15 protein-coding genes are annotated in these 20,166 nt (G+C 40.5%); 7 read left to right on the top strand and 8 right to left on the bottom strand.

Annotation, left to right across the window (positions count from 1 at the left end):
• Positions 1 to 469: 469 nt before the first annotated feature.
• The 4 genes from ATS75_RS07720 (at position 470) to ATS75_RS07705 (ending at position 4,920) form a co-directional block, all read left to right on the top strand.
• On the top strand, positions 470 to 1,651 hold the full coding sequence (locus ATS75_RS07720; RefSeq protein WP_058559866.1) for a multidrug effflux MFS transporter: 1,182 nt from the start codon (positions 470 to 472) through the stop codon (positions 1,649 to 1,651).
• Between the two features lie 215 nt (positions 1,652 to 1,866).
• Positions 1,867 to 3,705, top strand: a complete 1,839-nt coding sequence (locus tag ATS75_RS07715) for a S8 family serine peptidase (RefSeq protein ID WP_058559865.1) — start codon at positions 1,867 to 1,869, stop codon at positions 3,703 to 3,705.
• Between the two features lie 97 nt (positions 3,706 to 3,802).
• Positions 3,803 to 4,438 (top strand): LysE family translocator, encoded by a 636-nt coding sequence (locus ATS75_RS07710; RefSeq protein WP_058559864.1) that lies wholly within the window; start codon positions 3,803 to 3,805, stop codon positions 4,436 to 4,438.
• 17 nt (positions 4,439 to 4,455) lie between these two features.
• Positions 4,456 to 4,920, top strand: a complete 465-nt coding sequence (locus ATS75_RS07705; protein ID WP_058559863.1) for a methylglyoxal synthase — start codon at positions 4,456 to 4,458, stop codon at positions 4,918 to 4,920.
• 12 nt (positions 4,921 to 4,932) lie between these two features.
• Here the strand turns inward: ATS75_RS07705 and yegD are convergent, their stop codons facing one another.
• The 6 genes from yegD to ATS75_RS07675 form a co-directional block, all read right to left on the bottom strand.
• Entirely contained in the window at positions 4,933 to 6,300 is a 1,368-nt protein-coding gene (gene yegD / locus ATS75_RS07700; protein WP_058559862.1) for a molecular chaperone, read from the bottom strand.
• Positions 6,301 to 6,363: 63 nt separating this feature from the next.
• A complete protein-coding gene (locus ATS75_RS07695; protein WP_058559861.1) occupies positions 6,364 to 7,230 on the bottom strand; it encodes a DNA ligase in 867 nt (288 codons plus the stop codon).
• Between the two features lie 30 nt (positions 7,231 to 7,260).
• Positions 7,261 to 7,917, bottom strand: coding sequence for an HAD family hydrolase (locus ATS75_RS07690; protein WP_058559860.1), 657 nt, complete (start codon positions 7,915 to 7,917; stop codon positions 7,261 to 7,263).
• A 60-nt stretch (positions 7,918 to 7,977) separates the two neighbouring features.
• Positions 7,978 to 8,277: a hypothetical protein gene (locus ATS75_RS07685; RefSeq protein ID WP_058559859.1), complete on the bottom strand. Its 300-nt coding sequence runs from the start codon at positions 8,275 to 8,277 to the stop codon at positions 7,978 to 7,980.
• A 120-nt stretch (positions 8,278 to 8,397) separates the two neighbouring features.
• Entirely contained in the window at positions 8,398 to 10,659 is a 2,262-nt protein-coding gene (locus ATS75_RS07680) for a TonB-dependent receptor (RefSeq protein ID WP_058559858.1), read from the bottom strand.
• A 380-nt stretch (positions 10,660 to 11,039) separates the two neighbouring features.
• Complete coding sequence (locus ATS75_RS07675) at positions 11,040 to 12,734, bottom strand: mechanosensitive ion channel family protein (RefSeq protein ID WP_058559857.1); 1,695 nt, start codon at positions 12,732 to 12,734, stop codon at positions 11,040 to 11,042.
• Positions 12,735 to 12,926: 192 nt separating this feature from the next.
• Here ATS75_RS07675 and ATS75_RS07670 point away from each other — a divergent pair, with 192 nt between their 5' ends.
• A complete protein-coding gene (locus ATS75_RS07670; RefSeq protein WP_058559856.1) occupies positions 12,927 to 13,469 on the top strand; it encodes an HdeD family acid-resistance protein in 543 nt (180 codons plus the stop codon).
• A gap of 93 nt (positions 13,470 to 13,562) precedes the next feature.
• Here ATS75_RS07670 and ATS75_RS07665 read toward each other — a convergent pair whose 3' ends face one another.
• Both ATS75_RS07665 and ATS75_RS07660 read right to left on the bottom strand, forming a co-directional pair.
• A complete protein-coding gene (locus tag ATS75_RS07665) occupies positions 13,563 to 15,197 on the bottom strand; it encodes a methyl-accepting chemotaxis protein (protein WP_058559855.1) in 1,635 nt (544 codons plus the stop codon).
• Positions 15,198 to 15,400: 203 nt separating this feature from the next.
• Positions 15,401 to 16,270, bottom strand: coding sequence for a mechanosensitive ion channel family protein (locus ATS75_RS07660; RefSeq protein ID WP_058559854.1), 870 nt, complete (start codon positions 16,268 to 16,270; stop codon positions 15,401 to 15,403).
• An 804-nt stretch (positions 16,271 to 17,074) separates the two neighbouring features.
• Between ATS75_RS07660 and ATS75_RS07655 the strand changes: the two genes are divergently transcribed.
• Complete coding sequence (locus tag ATS75_RS07655) at positions 17,075 to 19,207, top strand: M3 family metallopeptidase (RefSeq protein WP_058559853.1); 2,133 nt, start codon at positions 17,075 to 17,077, stop codon at positions 19,205 to 19,207.
• A 90-nt stretch (positions 19,208 to 19,297) separates the two neighbouring features.
• Entirely contained in the window at positions 19,298 to 20,158 is an 861-nt protein-coding gene (locus tag ATS75_RS07650) for a carboxylate/amino acid/amine transporter (protein WP_058559852.1), read from the top strand.
• Positions 20,159 to 20,166 lie beyond the last annotated feature (8 nt).

Here is a 20,166-nt window from a genome sequence, read left to right as displayed (position 1 = left end):
GCTAACACATCAGACCAGTTATAAAAAGCTAAAAAACATCATATTCTGTTAAGCAAACTGTTAGGGGCTGTTTACCTTTCAAGGTTAAGTTTGCAGCAGTCTGTTTAGTAGTTGGTAGGCAGCGCCTATGTGGCGTGATTATTCCTCGTAAATAGGCGATAACGCAGCATCAATGCCAAACAGGCGCAACCCTTTGGGTTCTGCCTAGGGGCAATTTACTCTTTGTTGCCTACATGAATAGTGGTAAAGGGCGTGATCAGAACGCGTAAGCTTCGCTCGGTTTTGACTTAGCCCACTAGGTTACAAACCTCGCGCCGCGATTAAACCGCCCATAGCTGAACACATTTTAATCCGAAATGATAAACAGACCCTAATACAATGATGACTTTAGATATTTTCTTCTTTTAATAAATAGAGTGCTTTCAATTTACCTACAAGGCACTTAAAATATTGTTTTAAAGGAGTTCGAATGTACCCACCCCAGTCCAAACATACTATTAACTTGCTATTAATCCTTGCGCTACTTGTGATTTTTTGCCCTTTGGCAATTGATATTTATCTACCCGCATTCCCTACAATTGCACAACAGTTTCAAGTTGGTGAAAAACAAGTTCAGCAAACCGTGGCTATTTTCATGCTAACGGTAGGACTTGGGCAGTTAATCGCTGGCCCACTAGCAGATAAATTTGGCCGTAAACCAGTTGCGCTCGTTGGCGTAAGCCTTTATGGCATAGCTTCTTTAGGCGCTTACTTTGCCCCAAACTTCAATACCATGTTAGTAGCACGTGCCGTACAAGGGTTTGGAGCATGTGCAACTTTTGTAGTGGCCTTTGCAATTGTCAGAGATAGGTTTGGCAGCGAGCGAAGCGGCCAAATGATCACTTATTTAAATGGTATTGTGTGTTTTATCCCAGCATTAGCACCTATTTTGGGTGCTTGGCTTACAGTTCAGTTTGGCTGGCGCATGAATTTTCTATTTTTAGCTGGCTTTGCGTTTATAGGTCTTATTGTTACCTTACTTATGTTTAAGGAAACCCGCCCTGCTGATAGTGTTTACGATGGCCATATCCTCGACTTAAGGCGCTTTATTCCAATTATAACAACCCCTATTTTTCTTTTTAATAGCCTAATTTGCATGGTAGCCATGTCTGCAATTTTGGTATTTGTAACGCTGGCACCAGGCTGGCTTATTACAGAGCTTGGCGGAAGTGTTGCTGATTTCACTTTCTGGTTCACAATCAATGCTGTACTGAGTATTTTAGCAAGCTTCACCATGCCTGTATTTATAAAGAAAAATGCAACTAAAGCGTTAAAGTGTGGTTTATTGATACTCATAGGCTCTGGCTTTTTGATGATACTGTTGAGTAATCTAAAAACGCCTTTGGCATTAATGACACCTATGTTTATTGCGGCATTTGGCTTTGCTTTAACATTAGGCTCTGCGGCTGGAGGTGCGCTCAGCATATTCCCAAAACAAGCGGGAACTGCGTCTGCTTTAATTGGACTTATGCAAATGAGCGGTGCAAGTTTGCTCGTATTTTTGACGCAATATCTTAATTTATCGACTCCGCAATTAATTAGTGTTCACTTTTTATTGCTGATCCCTTTTTGCTATCTTCTTTTTAGACAGCTTATACAGCGCTCATCATAAGCCTTATTTTCAACAGCCAGCTTGTAAATAAGAATTATTAAATTTTATTTGTCCATTTAGACATCTCGATATGATTATTAATTATAAAAAATAAAAAAACAGACTTTTTTATTCCTTTTTTATGCATAATAACCCTTGTACCTACGCCACTATTAACTTATGGTTAAGCAATGTTAACAACACATTAACTAATATACACGTTTGGGATACAAAATATGAAAAATAATAAACTTGCCTTAGCCGTAATCATCAGTGGCCTTTTTGCTGCAGGCAGTGCATCTGCAGCAAACGAGCGATATATCATTCAAGTTGATAATAATAAAAAAGGAGTAGTAAAAGCACTCGCAAAAAAACTGGGGGGAGATCTTAAAGTTGATGGCAATGGTTTCATCGCAGCAGAATTTTCTGGCCATGACTTAGCCAGCGTTAAAGGATTACTCAATAACCCTCATATTAAATTAATCGAAGAAGATCAAAAACGATTCCCAACAGCGTTTTACAACGACGATGCTGGAAATGCAATGCAACAACAGCTAACACCTTATGCGGTTTATCAATCACAAGCTGACCAACTGACATTTGACGCGAATGCAGGTATGAAAGTATGTGTTATTGATTCTGGTCTAGATAGCTCAAACCCTGATTTTATTTGGGGCAATATCACGGGGGATAATGATTCAGGTACTGGTAATTGGTTTGATAATGGCGGCCCTCATGGTACTCATGTAGCCGGTACAATTGGTGCTGCTGATAATAATTTGGGTGTTGTGGGTATGGCACCTGGTGTTGCTATGCATATAATCAAAGTATTTAATGCTGAAGGATGGGGGTACTCATCTGATTTAGCTCAAGCAGCAAACTTATGCTCGCAAGCTGGCGCAAACATCATCAGTATGAGTTTAGGCGGTGGCGGTTCAAATAGCACAGAATCAAATGCATTCGACGCTTTCACCAATGCAGGCGGGTTAGTTGTTGCGGCTGCAGGCAATGACGGTAACAATGTACGCTCCTACCCAGCTGGATACCCTTCTGTGATGATGATTGGCGCAAATGACGCCAATAATCAAATTGCTGACTTCTCTCAGTTTCCTAGCTGCTCATCTGGCCGAGGGAAACGTGCTACAAATGACGAAACAATCTGTGTAGAAGTCACTGCAGGAGGTGTAGATACGTTATCAACCTACCCTGCAGGGATGGCAACTGCAGCTAACTTATCTGCTGATAATGTTGCATTTGATTCATCAGCAATGGAAAACTCAGGTCAAGCCACTGCTGCTGCCTATTTCATGGGTACCGGCGAAAGCATTGATACTGACGCAGCCGGTAAAATATGCTTAATTGACCGTGGTAACATCTCTTTTTACGACAAAGTAGCAAACTGTGAAAACTCAGGTGGTACTGGCGCGGTTATCATTAACAACGAGGCAGGTATGTTATATGCGACGCTGGGTGATACCAATAACACATCGATACCGGCTGTAGGCGCTGCATTTGAGGATCGTAATGCTCTACTTAACAGTGCCAGTATTAACATTACTATTGGTGCGAGTGATTATGGATTTATGAGCGGTACATCAATGGCCACTCCTGCTGTTTCAGGTATTGCTGCGCTCGTTTGGTCTTTGCATCCTGAGTGTACAGGGACTGAAATTCGTGATGCACTTAAAGCAACCGCAGAAGATCAAGGCGCGACTGGTCACGATGTATACTTTGGTCACGGTATTGTTAAAGCCGCTGATGCCGATGCTTATTTAACTGCAAATGGCTGTGCGGGTGGTGACGAGGGGGGTGTAACACCCCCTGGTAATGATGACATTAGCTTATCAGCTTCAGGGTATAAATCTAAAGGTACTAAATACATTGACCTTAGCTGGAGTGGAGCAACCACAAGCCAAGTTGATGTATACAGCAATGGTGTAAAAGTGTCGACTGTTGCCAACGCAAATAGTTACACAGATGTTATTTCAAGCAAAGGTGGCGGCAGCTACACTTATCAAGTCTGTGAAGCGCAAAGCACTAGCGTATGCTCTAACAACTCAACGGTTAATTTCTAATACTGTTAATCCAAGCATATAAAGCGAGCTCAGGCTCGCTTTTTCTTTTACTAAAAGCTTGTTAAGATAAGGCTCATTAAAATAACACACAGCCGCAATGATAAACGTTGAATTTTTACTATCCTTCCTAGCGGCAAGCTTTTTAATTGCTGTTGCTCCAGGCCCCTCTAATGCATTTCTTATGGCGCAAACCTTTGCTAATGGTCGTGCAGCGGGTTTACAAAGTGCATTTGGTTTTGCACTTGGCGGCGTAGTACATACGCTATTTGCCGTAGTTGGTTTAACAGCTATCTTAAAAGCCTCTGAGACAGCCTATGCGACAGTGCAGTATGCTGGCGCTGCCTATCTTTGCTATTTAGGTATCACCATACTAAAAAGCACATTAAGCAAGCCAACGTGTGAAAGTGAAGATAAGCCTCACGTTAATACAAAGAAGAAAAGTAATGTAATGTTACAAGCGATGATGACAGAGGTGCTTAACCCAAAAGTGGCGCTGTTTTTTATTGCTTTTATACCGCAGTTTGTTGATCCGACATTGTCGAGTTCAACCACATTTCAGCTGGCATTTTTTGGCTTACTCTACCCGCTTTTTGCTTTTCCTATCGACTGCACATATATTTACTTTGGTGACAAAATTGCCGACTATTTTAGATCACACCCGCAGAGCCAAGTTTGGATTGATCGTATAACAGGCGTCGTGTTTATCGCACTGGCCATTAATCTACTGATGTAATAACAATAAGAGTCAATATGGAACAAAAATTACAGTCACTCCCAGCGCATAAAAATATCGCTTTGGTTGCCCATGATGGTAAAAAAGCGGCCCTTCAAGCATGGTGTAAAAAACACCGCGCTAGCCTTAGTCAACATACATTGTATGGCACAGGCACCACAGGACATTTAATCGAACGCACCACAGGATTGAACGTTGTAAAACTATTGAGCGGTCCTATGGGTGGCGATCAACAGTTAGGAGCAAAGATTGCCGAGCATGAAGTGCATATGCTTATCTTCTTTTGGGACCCACTTGCATCACAGCCACATGACCCAGATGTTAAAGCGTTACTAAGACTGGCTGCGGTATGGAATATTCCCGTTGCCTGTAATGAAGTCAGTGCGGATATGCTATTAAGCTCAACGTTAATGAATAGTGAGCTTGAGCGTACCTTACCGGATTACGAAAAATACCTCGCAACTCGGCAAGTAGATTTATAAGTAAGCATCTGCTTACTTATAAATCATATTTGCCCATTTGGTTAGGCCGGCGGTAACACTACCAAAGTGATCGCCGTTCACTAGATTAATATCACCTAAGTGTTGTTTAAGCGCCGCTTTTATTAGCGGTGACTGCGCACTGCCCCCGGTTAAATAAATTACGTCTGGTACAACGCCTGCCTCTTTAATCGCCTCTTTAGCTAGGGTTACTATTTGATTTATGGAGTCGTCAACAGCTAACGCTAGGTCACTTAAATTCAATATTTTAGATAAATCCGTCGCTAGAAAGTCTAAATTGCAGTTAAAGCTTTGCTCAGACGATAAAGCTATTTTAGCGGCTTCGCCTTGTTGCACTAACTGATGCCCCTGTTTATTTTGCTGTAAATTAATTAAGCGTTGGAAAAGAGCAGGTTCGTTTACATCACGAAGCGCAGTTATAAGCTCACGAGTATGTGCTTGTGCGTAAAATTGGCTTTGTAAATTAACATCATTAATTTTACATGCCTGCCAAAAAGGTTGATTAGGCAATGGTAAGCCCGATTTAAACGCACTCCCAAGGCCTAATAATGGCATTAAACCGTGATAGCTCAGCGCAATATCAAGGTCGTTTCCACCGATACGTTTACCGCTGTGGGCTAAAAAGTCATTATCGCGATCGCTGTTACCACGGAAGTCAGGGCCCATTTGCACAAATGAGCAATCACTCGTACCACCACCAATATCAACTACGAGTACTTTTTGGTTTTGCGTTAAATTACTTTCGTAATCAATTCCTGCAGCTAAAGGCTCATATAAAAATGCAACGTCTTTAAATCCTGCACGTTTAGCGGCACGTTCTAGGATACCAATGGCTTGCTGATTTGACTCTTCCCCACCCACAGCCTGAAAATTAACTGGGCGGCCTATCACCGTATGTGTTAAGGATTGTTGCAAGGAAGCTTCAGCGCGTTGTTTTATTTTTAAAATCATTGCTGTTGCAATATCTTCAAAAAAATTGATTTGCCCTTGCTTTAAGCCCGTTGCGCCAAAAAATGACTTCGGTGATTTAACAAAGTAACCTTCTTCAGGAAATTGCACATACTCGTTAATAGCTTCACGGCCAATAAATAAACTTTGCTCATTAACGGCTAAATCAAGATCTGATTTTATACGCGGCAATGTATTTAGCAAGGCTTGGCGTTGGCTTTTATAATCGTGTTCGAAGGGGGTGCCAGTTAGGTTTTTAGCAACAAAATCAACGACCAATGCGCTATGGTGAGTGTAAAGAGTTGATGGCAAGTAATGCTTACCTTGCTCTAATGGCACAAGTTCAACAAGGTTGCTTTCCCCCATCACACCCATTGCACAATTCGAACTACCATAATCAAAACCAACTACCATGCTTCACCACATTCACGACCAAAAGGCCGCGCAATTTAGCATAATTAGCACCTTTATAAAACACTATTCACTTGAACGCTCTCGTAAAAAACTGGCAAAGCGTGGAAGGCCATTTTTTGTATAACCATGATATCGATAGGTAACACGAGCGCCAATGGCTGGGGGGTATTGCCTTTGTTTATTACTAAACCCTGTGCCTACCTTAAATACAATCCCCGCGTCATTTTTTACTTCTAAAGCACCAAGCATCCCATGGTACTTTCCTTTACCTGGGTGGTGAGCAATGACTGTTGCCTCTTCGTCAAAATAAGGCTTAAGCTTTAGTAGAGCTGAAGAACGACCAGCTTGATGCATCGAATTTGCTAAATGGAGCATCAGTCCCTCTCCCCCTTTGTGTGTGATAACGTCAAAATAGTCTGTTAATGCTTGGTTTGAAGTAAACTGATGTTGTTCTACAGCGCTAATATGCGGTTTATTTATTGTGCGTACAAGATGCAAATAGTTTTTATAACGGATATAGAATGGATTAGTTTGATCGGGCATATCAAATATACGGTATCTCACTTTTTGCCAATCTGAGTCTACTGGGTCTATCGTTCTGACGATGCCGCTCAGCGCGGCAAAATCTCCACGCTTAGTCCATAACTCGCCATCAAGCCATACGTTAGGCAGCACCTCACTAAACCACCGAGGCGCATAGATGGCATTCCCATTACGCGTGACAAATTGTGTTCCAGTCCAAATAGCTCTAACACCATCAAATTTTTCACTCACCAAATATTCCGTGATATTTTCAACTGTTGAGTCATCATAAACATGCGCCAACTGCACTGATGGCTTTGTATTAATGTCTGATACAGGGTCTGCAACAACGTTAAAACTTACCGCTAATAACCCTAAATAAAATAATGTAATAAATCCTTTATCCATTGATGTGTCCTTACTGTTGGGATAAATAAACTATAGTTTACTTTGTACCCATTGCAAAAACTCTTTTAATGAATGTAACTTCATAGCAGCATGAGTAAAATCATGCTTCATTGTATGATTGTTAGGCACCGCTACCACTTCAACACCTGCGTTGTATGCCGCGGTTACTCCGGTGTGAGTATCTTCAACAGCGATAGCTTCATTAGCTGATAAGCCAAGCTGTTTTAACGCTAAAAGGTATGGATCTCCCGCAGGTTTTGGGTTTACCACATCATTCTTCGTTACGACACAGTCAAACAGTTCATAGAAACCATACCCTTTAAGAATAGGTAAGGCTTCATTTCTTGCACTCCCTGTCACTAATGCCACCTTTAAACCACTTTGTTTAACCGCGAGTAAGGTTTCTTTTGCAAATGGCATAAGGGGGGGTAAGTGGGTTGTGACAAACGCATTAAAATAATCATGCTTTCTTTGTGCAAGCGCTTGCGGTGTAATTGCTAAGTTATAATATACAACGACTTCTTTGGCAGCTTCTACAGTCGCTTTACCTGAAAAACGCTGACAAAACTCATCTTCTTCATAACGAATGCCATACTCGGTTAAAATGTCATTCCAGCAATTAAAGTGCGCACTTTCAGAATCAACCAAGGTGCCGTCCATATCAAATAATATTGCCTGTAAAGTCATCGTCATTCCTTATTTAAAGCGCTAAAAAAAGGCGCACATGGCACCTTTTCATTATTTTAGCTACTGCGTTAATCCTGCAGGAGGCTCTGCCGATGCTTCCTCACCTGTTTCAACGTCAACAAGTTCATAGCCACGCTCTTTACGAACCACTTTTAATACCGGTTTTTCGAAAGCTGTTTTAAGCCGTTCGCAATCAGCTTGTAGCTCTTCAACGGTGTTACCAAATGGTGCAGCGCCGGTTTCTGACCAGTTAGTTACTTTACCATTTAAATTATATTCAACTTCATGTATCTGATATTGCGCTGCTTCATCTTTTGTTGCTTCACAAAATATTACACGATAGTTCCAAAATCCAGCCATTATTCGTCTCTTTTCTTTATCAGTTAATTACCGCTACTTTAGCAGTAATAAATGGGGTTTAACAATACAAAAGCCCGCAACATGTGCGGGCTTTTTATACTTCACAACTTTAAAGTGAATTTAGAAAAAACTTACTTTAAATTCAGCACCAATGTAACGCTCTTCGTTAACCATGCCGGTATTATTGTTGAAGTCTACAGCACCAATAGCTTGTTGCTCATCAAACATATTGCGCACAAACGCTGATACTTCATATTCATTATCACCTTCAGCCCACGCATAACCTGCACGAAGGCCAGTCTCTAATAATGCTTTACCTTCAAATTCAACTGATTCATATAAGAAGAAATCAATCTCACTGCGGTAAGAGATGTCAGCGTATGCAAAGAAGTCACCTTCAGCAACTTCTTTAGTATAACGAAGCGTTAAATTAGATATCCACTCTGGTGCATGCGGTAAACTGTTACCATCTAATACAGCTAAGCCGCTCGCATTAATTGGATCTTTTACAGTACATTGCGCGCAAACAGCAACTGCTAGGTCGTTATCATCAAGCTCTGTTTTGTTATAGCTAAGGTTAAATGTGGCATTTAACTCATCCGTTAATACCCACTCAGTGTCTAGCTCAAAACCATAACCAGTTGTTTTATCAGCATTAACTAAACGGTTAAAGTTAGCGCCTCCCCCTACAGCCGTTAACTGCTGGTCATCCATTTGGAAGTAGAAAACGGTTGCATTAACACGACCACGGCCGTCAAGTACATCTGATTTAATACCCGTTTCAAACGACGTAACAGTTTCTGATTGTGCTACCGTTACTTCATCTCCGAACAAGATACGGCCTTGCACACTTGGTGCACGGAAGCTATTAGCTACACGCGTATACCAATTAACATCGTCATTCACTTTGTAAGTCGTTGAAATGTCCCAGCTGATATGATCGTCAGCAAGATCTTCTGTTAAATATAATGCACCACCGCCAATTGGACTAAGTGTACGGTCTGCAGAAAACGTTTTGTCATCGTCTGAATAACGAAGGCCTGCTGTTACTTTTAAATCATCAGTAACGGTGTAATCAACAGAACCAAATACAGCCCATGCAGTTGTATCTTGTTGTTGGATTACATAGCCATTTAACGCGCCAGGTTGAGCTGAATAGGTATCAAAACTATAGTTTTCAATCGTGAGTGCTTCATCAAAATAAAACACACCCACTTGGTAATTTAGATCACCTGCGAAGTTGCTTGATAAACGAAGTTCTTGCGTTAATTGATCATGATCTGGGATACCATCAGCACTTTCTGAGTAGAAAGGAATAAAACCAGGTCCCATTGTTGGTAAATAGCTTGCTCCGTAACCACCATCGATATCTGCACGCGAATAAATTTCAGCACTTTCCCATGCTGAAATCGACGTAATTGTGTGGTTAGCTAAATCCCATTCAAGTTTAAGACTCGCACCTTGTGACTCAACTTGCTGTGTAGCACGCGATGCAGCATCATGGTAAACCACGCCATGCTCATAGTTATCAACTAAGTCATTTGAGCCTTTTTCGATTACGTTCGCACGAAACGCAATTGGAGAACCATCCATATCACGCACGTGGTAGTTGAATAAACCCGTAAAATCATTTCCTTCATAAAGGAATTGAATACGTGCGGCTTGATCTGTGTAACCACCTAAAGCATCTTTTTGTTCGAAACCGGGTGCACGATTATCAATATAATCGTCTTTGTTTTGCCAAAGAACAGAAACACGTGTTGATAAGCGATCGGTTAAACTTCCACCTATCGCACCTTCAAAATCAACTGCGCCTAAGCTTCCGTAAGATACAGAGCCATACCCTTCAAATTCTTGACTTGGCTTAACAGTATCAAACTTAACAAGACCTGCCGGTGTATTTCGACCAAACAAAGTACCTTGAGGACCACGCAGTACTTCTACGCGTGACACATCAAATACTGGAAAACCTTTCAAAATAGCGTTTTCTTGAACGACTTCATCAACCACTAAAGAAACGGGTTGTGATGCATTCAAATCGAAATCTGTATTACCAAGGCCACGAACATAAAAGCGTGGAAATGAACGACCAAAAGAAGATTCTATAGACAGGCTTGGTATTTTGGCATTCATGAAACGAATGTCCATACCCGCTGAGCTGTAAGCGTCTAAGCTATCACCTTGAAGTGCAGAAACAGCAACAGGAACTTCTTGCGCATTTTCGACACGCTTACGAGCGGTAATTTGGATAACTTCTAACTGGTTGTTTTTTTCTGCAGCAGGTGCGTCTTCTGCTACACTTGAAAATGAAGTACCTGCTACGGCAGAGAACAACGTTGCATTGATAAGAGTTGCTAACGTAGATCGTTTCATTGCTTTCATGTTGGGGTTTAGCCTTTTTAATGCACTCTTATTCAACGGTTGATGTGTTGCGCCAAATTCACTCGGCGGGTTCGGCCAATTTTTCGCGCCTTGAAATAATCTGCGCGGACCTCTTTGTCGAGAGTGCAAAACGAAGTAAAGAGGCTGAACGAACGGACAAGATTATAACACTTCATGACATTTTTACTGCATAAATACGTATAAAAAAACAAATATATTACAACTTTTAGCAACAAAGTAACGACTTTTAGACTCATTTATGCAAATATTTCACACTTTAGCGGACATATGTCCTGTATTTAATAATTGCAAAAATTGTAGCGAAAGCTTGTAAGTGAGAATAATTCACACTTCACTCATGTTGTCCCTTTTTGCTTACATTAACCGCTTACGTTTATACGTTCAGGGTTCGCAAGTTCACAGTTATGTTTATTTAGTAACCCTAAAATGGCCATATTGAGCTCCTCAACAACATCTAAATACCTGGTAAAATCGGTGGTATTTACATAGCTCAGTACATCGACTTGCAATGCCCAAGGTGTAAACCCTTTGAATTTAACACGACAAGGGTCATCACATACCTCTTGATGCTCATCTAACAACTGTTTACATGCTGTCATGAATTCTTTTAGATCGGTTTGTAGCGTTGTGGCACTTAACACTAATTGAGGGCGATAAGAAATACGCTCTCGTTCAGAAATGTTTTCTAGCTGCATATCAACAAACTTTGCATTCGCAACATAGACTACTGAGCGATCGAGTGTTCGAATGCGTGTTGCCCTTAACCCTATCTCTTCAATAGTGCCAATATGGTTATCAAACTTACATAAACTACCAATTCTTACTGGTGCTGATATATATAGCGTTATCGCACCAATAATATTCTCAACTGTCTTTTGCGCAGCCAGCGCAATGGCTAAGCCGCCAATGCCCAAGCCTGCTATTAGCGTGCTTGCATTAAAGCCTAAATTTTCAAACCAAATTAAGACGGCAATGATACTAATTAAAACTTTTACAACATTGCTCACTGGGCGCAGTAAAAACACAGCTTGAGGCTTGTCCTGTGCAACAAACCGCGCAGCTAATCGTTGCTTAAAAATATCAACAGCACGTATGAACACCCAAACCCAAGCGATGATCAATACCGTGGCCCCTTGAGAAATAGCAACAACAGCAAGTGTCATATTAGATGTGTCATTTAATGTACGCGCCAAATAGACAGCCATTAGTAAACACACAGGTCCGTTAATAAAGGTCAGTATGTCCGTGGGTGTTTGAATTCTTAATCGCTGTAAAATCGCAGAGAAAATGCGCGTTATCAGAACCGAAAACAGCACGAACCCTAAGAATGTCCCAGTAAAGTAAACCCACTGCCACAACATCACCCCTAATAGCTCAGCTTGAGGTAAATGTTTATATAGCCATTCACCAACAAGATTATAACCAAACTCTTTAATTAAAAACGGAATTTTACTCACTGTTGCATTTGATATTTTCCATATGTGTGATCCACCATGCTCGCTTGGCACACGTTGTAGCAGAATTTGTATAGGGCCAATTGATGTCGCGATCTCTGCGACTAAATCTCGGTAATCCGGTACACCTTCGTTTAGTTTACCTTCTGGGTTTTGACTTAATGTGTCTATATCAATCCACACTGTACGGTCAAATACCATTAACAGCTGCTCAGCTAACAACGCGGGAGAAACCGCTTTGACTTTAGGTGGTAAATTACGAAAGTCTAAATATTTGGCCGCCAGCTCAAAGTCTCGCGCTCTTGCAGCGTTTAAGTAAGCCTGCATTGCAGAGCTTGGCGTTAAACGGTGAAATTCATCGTAAGACAATAAGCCAACGCCTGTGGTCTCATCAACAGCGCTCTTAAATGTGTCCAATGCCTCTTTAGATTGATCTAAATTTTCCTTAGGAAGGGCGTTTAACTGAGCTTGCTCTTTACTTTCTTTGTCCATTATTGATTTGACTGTGATTTCTGGCTCAGCAAACACAGTAATGCTCATACAACTGAGAAAAAAAGCTATCATCCAAGTAACGTAAACTCTGCTGACGTTTACACCCATCTATTTATCCTTAATATCTTAAAAGTAGTCATGAATAACTATAAGAGGGTATGCGTTTATTTAAAAGTTAATCATCATTTTTATAAATTGATTTCACATATAAATAAGTGTGTTATTTGACCAGCGTGATGGCACACGCTAACGTAAGGTCAACACACAAAGGTAAGTAAAGCACGCGATCAGGGGAACACAATGACGTTAAAAAACACACTTTCAAAGAATTGGTCTTTACTTTTTGTTCGAGGATTCATTGCGGTTATTTTTGGCGTAATTACATGGTTTGCACCCGAGGTATCTCTTAAAATTATGTTGCTATTTTTTTCTGGATACTTTTTATTTGATGGCATATTAAGGGTTTGGGTCGCATGGAATTCAAAGCAACAAAACCCATATTGGCACTGGTTATTATTCGCAGGGGGTTTATCAATTATAGCTGGGCTGGTTTCATTATTTGCACCGAATGTCACCGCCATATTATTACTTTATTATGTTGCAGCATGGGCAATAGCGATCGGCGCAGTTGAAATTATCATCGCTATTAGGTTAAAAGCTGAAATAGCAGGTGAATGGTTTTTAATTATCACAGGCGCAATTTCTGTCTTTTTTGGTGTGTATTTGGTGTTTAATCCAAGCGCAGGTATTCACGCATTGCTTTGGTTAGTTGCAACCTACGCAGTAATTTTTGGGTCACTAATAATGGGGTTTTCACTTAAACTCAAAAAACTCGCAGCGTAATGTGATTAATCTACTATGGGATTAATTTTCCACAGTAAAAACTAATCTGCCCCTTAACAAGCCTTGGCGTTTTAAGGGGCCAAGGCCTATCTCTTATAATTTAAACTCAGCAACCAGTACATTCAGCTGTTGAGACATTTCGCTGAGTTGCTCACTTGATTGATGGGTATGTTTAGCCCCTAACTGTGTTTGCTCAGCAATTGCAGCAATCTCAGCAACATTTTGACTTATGTTTGTCACGGCGCTCTGTTGTTCGTTAGTTGCTTGAGCTATTTCTTCATTGATAGTAAAAAGAACTAACACAGCTTCGTCAATATGTTGCAATGTTTGTGTGCATTTTTGGCTTATTTTTAGACCTTCCTGCGTCGCGTTTTGTGCTTGTTGCATTTGTTCAACAGTAACCTGAACTCGCGTCTGTAGCTGCTCAATCATGGCTTCAATACTGCCTGTTGAATCTTGTGTTCGTTTTGCCAGTGTGCGCACTTCATCTGCAACAACAGCAAAGCCTCGCCCTTGCTCTCCAGCTCGAGCCGCCTCTATTGCCGCGTTTAATGCAAGTAAATTCGTTTGCTCCGCTACTTGCTTTATCACATTCAAAATATCGCCAATGTGCTCTGATGCAGCCTGTAATTCAAGGACAACAGATTGAGCATGCTCTACATTATTAGCAACTTGAGTAATTGAATTTAGGTTATCTGCAACATGCGCTAACCCTTGTTTACTGAGCATTTCAACCTTTTGTGTTGTGGTCAAGCTCTGTGCTGTTTGATTGGTAACAGAATGAGCTTGTGAACTAAGCTCTTCAATGTTGCTAGCAACATGCATTGTTTGTTGTTTTTGTTCGACAATTCCCACTTGTATTTGGCTTGTGACACAGGCTAACTCCTCAGCTTGAGATGCGAGCGTACTGGTATTATTACTAATAATATTTAATACTCCCTTAAAATCTTGATTCATCTCATTAAATGCATTTGCCATACTAGAAAGTTCATCTTTACCATGGCTTTTTAAAACTATGGTTAAATCTTTAGTCGCCGCTATTTCACTCATCGACGACGTTAATTTGGCCAGTGGTTTAGTAATATTTCGAGCAACCCATGAAGCCAATAGAATGAGTAATAAAACATAGCCAAGTGTACTGATTACGCTCACCATGAGCATTGAGGTAAACTCTGATTCTATGTCTTCTAAATAAATACCTGTTCCAATTACCCATTGCCCATAACTTAAGCGCTGCACAAATGAAGACTTCTGTTCGAGATCTGTTGAACCGGGTTTGGGCCATTGGTAATAAACAAATCCATGGTCATATGTTTTGGCTGTATTTACAAATTCAGTAAATGCAGTCGCAATAAAGGGTTTTGCGTGTTTTGTCATTGAAAGTGAGTTAAGTTGAGGCTTTATCGGATGCAGCACCATGTCTCCATCGAGATCAAACAAGAAAAAATACCCATTTTCACCATAACGAGCACTCTCTACTGTACGTTTAATTTCACTTTCTAATTTTGTAGGCGCATTAACATGTAGATTTTGTAACGCCCGTATCTGACTTTCTAAATTACTAATTAATAGTTTTGCACTGTTTTTTCGCTCTAAAAGCATGTGATCTTTAAGATCATAAGCGCTGTGTATTTGCAGCATAAAAATAATAATACTTGCGAATGCAATTATGAGGCGTAACTTTGCAGATACTTTTAAATTATTCAAACAGTTAGTTAACAGTTTCATGGTTTTTCCAAATAATGACAACATAGAGCGAACTCTCATTAATACCCAGATTGTACCGATATAAAAAACAATTGAAATAGCCGTATAGACTGTTAACTATCTAAAATAAAAACCGCCTCCTTTAATGTATTGATAATTATTGCCTTTTACACAAATAACAAGTGTAAACAAATGTAACTAAAATAAAGGCGTTGATCCGAGGTTTAATGATGCTTCTTGCTTATTAATGCAATTTCACCATCAATGTGAATATCGCGTTGCGGGAAGGAAATGACCACATCGTGCGCTTCAAATATTTTATAAATGCTGAATCGAATATCACTGCGAACTTGTCTGAGCATGGTTTCTGATTCAGCGCACACCCAAAAAATAGCGTTAAAAACAAGAGAGCTCTCACCAAAATCATCAAAAAATACGGAAGCTGCTGGAGCGGGTAATATTGATGTGTTTTCGTCAAGTACTTGCTTGATTAGTTTTTCCACCAGCACCACATCTGAGCCATAAGCCACACCAACACTAACAGATGAACGAGCGTTGCGGTCTATTAATGTCCAATTTGTCACCGTATTTTCTAATAACTGGCTGTTAGGTACCAACATATGCACGCCGTCATTTCTACGAATTCTTGTTGAACGCGTATTGATCGTTTCGACAACGCCTTTGGCGGTCCCCACTTCTAGGAAGTCTCCGATTCTAATTGGACGCTCCCACATTAATATCCATCCGCTGATGAAATTATTAATAATATTTTGCGCACCAAAGCCAACACCAATTGCAATTGCACCCGAGACAAAAGCAAATGCAGTTAATGGAATATTCAACACTTCTAGGGTGGTGAATATTAAAATTGCAATGCTAAGGACTAAATAAATACGAGTAAACAATAACACTGCATCAGGATTCATTTTACGAGTAAGTAAAGTACTCTTTATGATGCGCCCAGTACGAGTAACCACAAACCACATGGCAAACAGTATAAGGGGGACTTGAATTATTTTAGACACTGTAATACTGACCTCACCATAAGTGAACAGTACATAAGATAAGTAGTGATTAATGTGGTCTAAGTTCATAGATATCCAAAATGACAAAGGTTCTGAGTTTAGTGAGTCTAATACGCCATAGTACTGCTAGGGTCTGTTTACCTTTCAAGGTTAAATTTACAGCAGTCTGTTTGGTATTTAGGCAAGGCAGAGCCTGTGTGGTGTGGTTATTCCCCATAAATAGGCGATAACGCAGCATCAATGCCAAACAGGCGCTGCCCTTCGGGTTCTGCCTAGGGGCGATTTACTCTTTGTTGCTCGGTTTTGACTTAGCCCACTAGGTTACAAACCTCGCGCCGCGATCAAACCGCCCCTAGTTTGAACAAATTTTAATCCGCAAAGGTCAACAGACCCTAATTAAATCAAAAACGAAGCCTGCTATTTGCTTTAAAGGTAAAACGGTCATTCACTCATGTAATGAACGGCTTAATGACTATAAAAAAACACCCTTATCAAACGTATTTTATACCCAGATTCGTTAATTAAATTATCAAGCCAATGAACAACGCCTTGTTACCGAGTGAAACTAAGTTTAGGCTATTATGAAACTATTTTCATAAGCAAAGTATCCACGATGAGAAATAAATAGAAAGACCCACCAATACTTGCTTCGTAATAGTTCTAAAACGAAATATCGTGTTTAAAATACTTTTAAATCACATTATTTAAGTTAAATTTTAAACTACACTGTTAATTTTGACTAAATTTGCACTATTTTGCGCTCAATTCCCGCATTATTTCGATAAACTTAATTGTATATAATCTAAAATTTGCTAACGTAGTTGATTAATGCCTTTATCACACTTTAAGGCGAATTCTTTTATTGGAGCTTTTATGCGCAAATCTCTCATCGCTAGCACTATTGCTGGCGCTTTACTATTATCTGGTTGTAATTCACAAAAAGTGGAAGATTCAGCTGAACAAGCAACTCAAGTTCAAACAGTTAGTGTTGATAACGTTTTGATGAAGCCTAGCCCACTACAATATATGGCGCCAGAATTTGATAAATTTGGCACTAAAGACTACGAGCCTGTTTTCGATGCAGGTATTGCCGAGCAAACAGCACAAATTGCAGCCATTGCAAATAATCCTGAACCCGCTACATTTGCAAACACCTTAGTCGAGCTTGAGCTTTCAGGTGAATTACTTGATCGTGTTTCTACTGCTTTTTACAATCTTTCAGGCTTAATCTCAGATTCTGAATATCAGCGTATTGCCGCTAAAATGGCCCCAATATTGTCTGCTCACTCTGATGATATTTACCTAAATAAAGCATTATTTACTCGCGTTGAAAGCATCTACAACAACAAAGAAAAGTTGAGCGCTGAAGACCAGCGTTTAGTGGAATTTTACTACACAAAATTTGTTAATGCCGGTGCAAAGCTTAACGAAACACAAAAAGAAAAAATGCGTGAAATCAACGCAGAGCTTGCAAAGCTATCAACAGCTTTCTCACAAAACGTATTAAAATCGTTTAAAGAAGACGTTGTTTTAGTAACTGATAAAAAGGAGCTCGCGGGGTTATCTGAAGGTGAAATTGAGAGCTTGGCTGCGGCTGCTAAAAAAGCAGGCAAAGAAGGCTATATGATCACACTTGTGAACACGACTCAACAGCCAATACTAAGCAGCCTCGAAAACCGCAAACTGCGTGAACGTATATTTAAAGCATCTGCAACCCGCGCACAAGATTCTAATGGTCCTATCATCATCAAAGAAACTAACCTACGAGCTCAAAAAGCGGAGCTGTTAGGTTATAAAGATTGGGCCTCTTACGTTATGACTACACGTATGGCTAAAACAACCGAGAATGTATACGGCATACTAGATGACTTAGCGCCTAAAGCAGTTAACAAAGCAAAAGCAGAAGCTGCAGAGATTCAAAAAGTAATTGATGCTTCAGGCGAAACATTTGCTTTACAACCTTGGGATTGGGCATTTTATTCAGAAAAAGTGCGTCAAGCTAAATATGACTTAGACCCTGCACTCGTTAAGCCTTACTTCGAAATGCAATCAGTGATCCACGACGGTATGTTCTTCGCAATGGAGAAACTGTATGGTATTACGTTTAAAGAACGTAAAGATCTACCGCTTTACCACGAAGATGTCATGGCATTCGAAGTATTTGATGCTGACGGCAGCGCAATTGGTTTGTTTTACATGGACCCTTACGCACGTGAAGGCAAACGTGGTGGTGCTTGGATGAGTGCATACGTTGGTCAAAGCGGTTTAAAAGGCACGAAACCTGTTATTTATAACGCGCAGAACATTCCTAAACCAGCGCAAGGTCAACCAACGTTAATGACGTTCTCTGAAGTAACCACCATGTTCCATGAATTTGGTCATGCAGCACACGGGTTATTCTCGGACGTTAAATACCCAAGCCTTGCAGGCACTGCAACAGCGCGTGACTTTGTTGAATTTCCTTCTCAAGCACATGAAGATTGGAACATTGAACCAACCGTACTTGCTAACTACGCTAAGCACTACAAAACGGGTGAGCCAATTCCAAAAGCGCTACTGGATAAAGTACTAGAGTCACAAAACTTTAACCAAGGTTTTGGTACTACTGAGTATTTAGCCGCTGCATTACTCGATATGGAATGGCACTCATTTGGTTCTGACACTGAAATCACAGATGTTCAAAAGTTTGAACACGAAGCGCTAGAAAAACACGGTATTGCCTATTACCCGGTACCACCGCGCTATAAGTCTTGTTACTTTAGCCACACTTTTGCAGGTGGTTATTCAGCGGGTTACTATGCCTACCTTTGGACTGAAGTGTTTGCAGCTGATGCATTTGCTCACATGACAGAGCAAGGTGGCCTTACGCGTGAAAACGGTGATAACTTCCGTAAAGAGATTCTATCAAAAGGTAACAGCCGTGACTTAATGCAAAGCTACATTGAGTTTCGTGGTCAAAAGCCAACGACGGACGCATTACTTAAACGCCGTGGTCTAGTTGAATAAACTTAAACTCACTTAACGTTAAAAGCCCGCACATTATTGCGGGCTTTTTGTTATAGTCGGCCCTATTGACTATACATATTAAAAATTACAATGGCCTACCTTTTTACTGTTACCCTACTTTGGGCTTTTTCGTTTAGTTTAATTGGCGTATACCTAGCTGGCCAAGTAGATGCCTGGTTTAGCGTGCTAATACGTGTTGCGCTTGCAACCTTAGTATTTCTACCCTTTATTAAATTTAATACGATCGCAAAACCAGTAATCGGCAAACTTATGTTGATTGGCGCAATTCAACTTGGTGCCATGTATGGTTTTTATTACCACTCTTTTTTATATCTCAGCGTACCCGAAGTATTGCTTTTTACAGTGATGACACCACTTTATATCGCTTTGCTAAATGACTTGATAGCGCGTCAGTTTACCCCTCGTTATTTACTTGTCGCCTTGGTAGCTATCATTGGTGCAGTGGCTATTCGGTATCAGGGCATCAGTGAAGACTTCATCACTGGACTACTAATGGTGCAAGCTGCAAACCTATGTTTTGCCGCAGGGCAAGTAAGCTATAAGCGATTAATGGCTGGCAGTGAGCTACCACAACGAGCCGTTTTTGGCTGGTTTTTTATTGGCGCGTTTATTGTTTCATGTCTATGTTTTGCCGTGTTTGGTGACACCAACAAACTACCAACGACCAATACACAATGGGGCATTCTTGTTTATTTAGGAGTCATTGCCTCAGGGTTAGGCTACTTTGCATGGAACAAAGGCGCAACACAAGTTAACGTGGGTAGCCTTGCTGTTATGAACAATTTACTGATCCCTGCGGGTATTTTAGTTAATGTGCTAATTTGGAACCGTGATGCTGATCTTGTCAAGCTGGGTATTGGTGGCGCAATTATTGTCTCTGCGCTGCTTTTAAACCACTACCTTAATAGAAGTGCCATAAATAAATCTTAAACTAGTGA

It is taken from the genome of Pseudoalteromonas sp. H105 (assembly GCF_001469215.1).
GTDB lineage: Bacteria > Pseudomonadota > Gammaproteobacteria > Enterobacterales > Alteromonadaceae > Pseudoalteromonas.
The sequence above is the reverse complement of the archived record's forward strand: the minus strand, read 5'-3'. Positions and strand labels throughout refer to the sequence as shown.

Excerpts from the sequence above, each read along its gene's own strand:
- ATS75_RS07680 (WP_058559858.1), bottom strand. The coding sequence starts at position 10,659 with ATGAAAGCAATGAAACGATCTACGTTAGCAACTCTTATCAATGCAACG.
- ATS75_RS07665 (WP_058559855.1), bottom strand. The coding sequence starts at position 15,197 with ATGAAACTGTTAACTAACTGTTTGAATAATTTAAAAGTATCTGCAAAG.
- ATS75_RS07715 (WP_058559865.1), top strand. The coding sequence starts at position 1,867 with ATGAAAAATAATAAACTTGCCTTAGCCGTAATCATCAGTGGCCTTTTT.
- ATS75_RS07720 (WP_058559866.1), top strand. The coding sequence starts at position 470 with ATGTACCCACCCCAGTCCAAACATACTATTAACTTGCTATTAATCCTT.
- ATS75_RS07710 (WP_058559864.1), top strand. The coding sequence starts at position 3,803 with ATGATAAACGTTGAATTTTTACTATCCTTCCTAGCGGCAAGCTTTTTA.
- ATS75_RS07705 (WP_058559863.1), top strand. The coding sequence starts at position 4,456 with ATGGAACAAAAATTACAGTCACTCCCAGCGCATAAAAATATCGCTTTG.
- ATS75_RS07690 (WP_058559860.1), bottom strand. The coding sequence starts at position 7,917 with ATGACTTTACAGGCAATATTATTTGATATGGACGGCACCTTGGTTGAT.
- ATS75_RS07685 (WP_058559859.1), bottom strand. The coding sequence starts at position 8,277 with ATGGCTGGATTTTGGAACTATCGTGTAATATTTTGTGAAGCAACAAAA.
- ATS75_RS07660 (WP_058559854.1), bottom strand. The coding sequence starts at position 16,270 with ATGAACTTAGACCACATTAATCACTACTTATCTTATGTACTGTTCACT.
- ATS75_RS07650 (WP_058559852.1), top strand. The coding sequence starts at position 19,298 with ATGGCCTACCTTTTTACTGTTACCCTACTTTGGGCTTTTTCGTTTAGT.
- ATS75_RS07655 (WP_058559853.1), top strand. The coding sequence starts at position 17,075 with ATGCGCAAATCTCTCATCGCTAGCACTATTGCTGGCGCTTTACTATTA.
- ATS75_RS07695 (WP_058559861.1), bottom strand. The coding sequence starts at position 7,230 with ATGGATAAAGGATTTATTACATTATTTTATTTAGGGTTATTAGCGGTA.
- yegD (WP_058559862.1), bottom strand. The coding sequence starts at position 6,300 with ATGGTAGTTGGTTTTGATTATGGTAGTTCGAATTGTGCAATGGGTGTG.
- ATS75_RS07675 (WP_058559857.1), bottom strand. The coding sequence starts at position 12,734 with ATGGGTGTAAACGTCAGCAGAGTTTACGTTACTTGGATGATAGCTTTT.
- ATS75_RS07670 (WP_058559856.1), top strand. The coding sequence starts at position 12,927 with ATGACGTTAAAAAACACACTTTCAAAGAATTGGTCTTTACTTTTTGTT.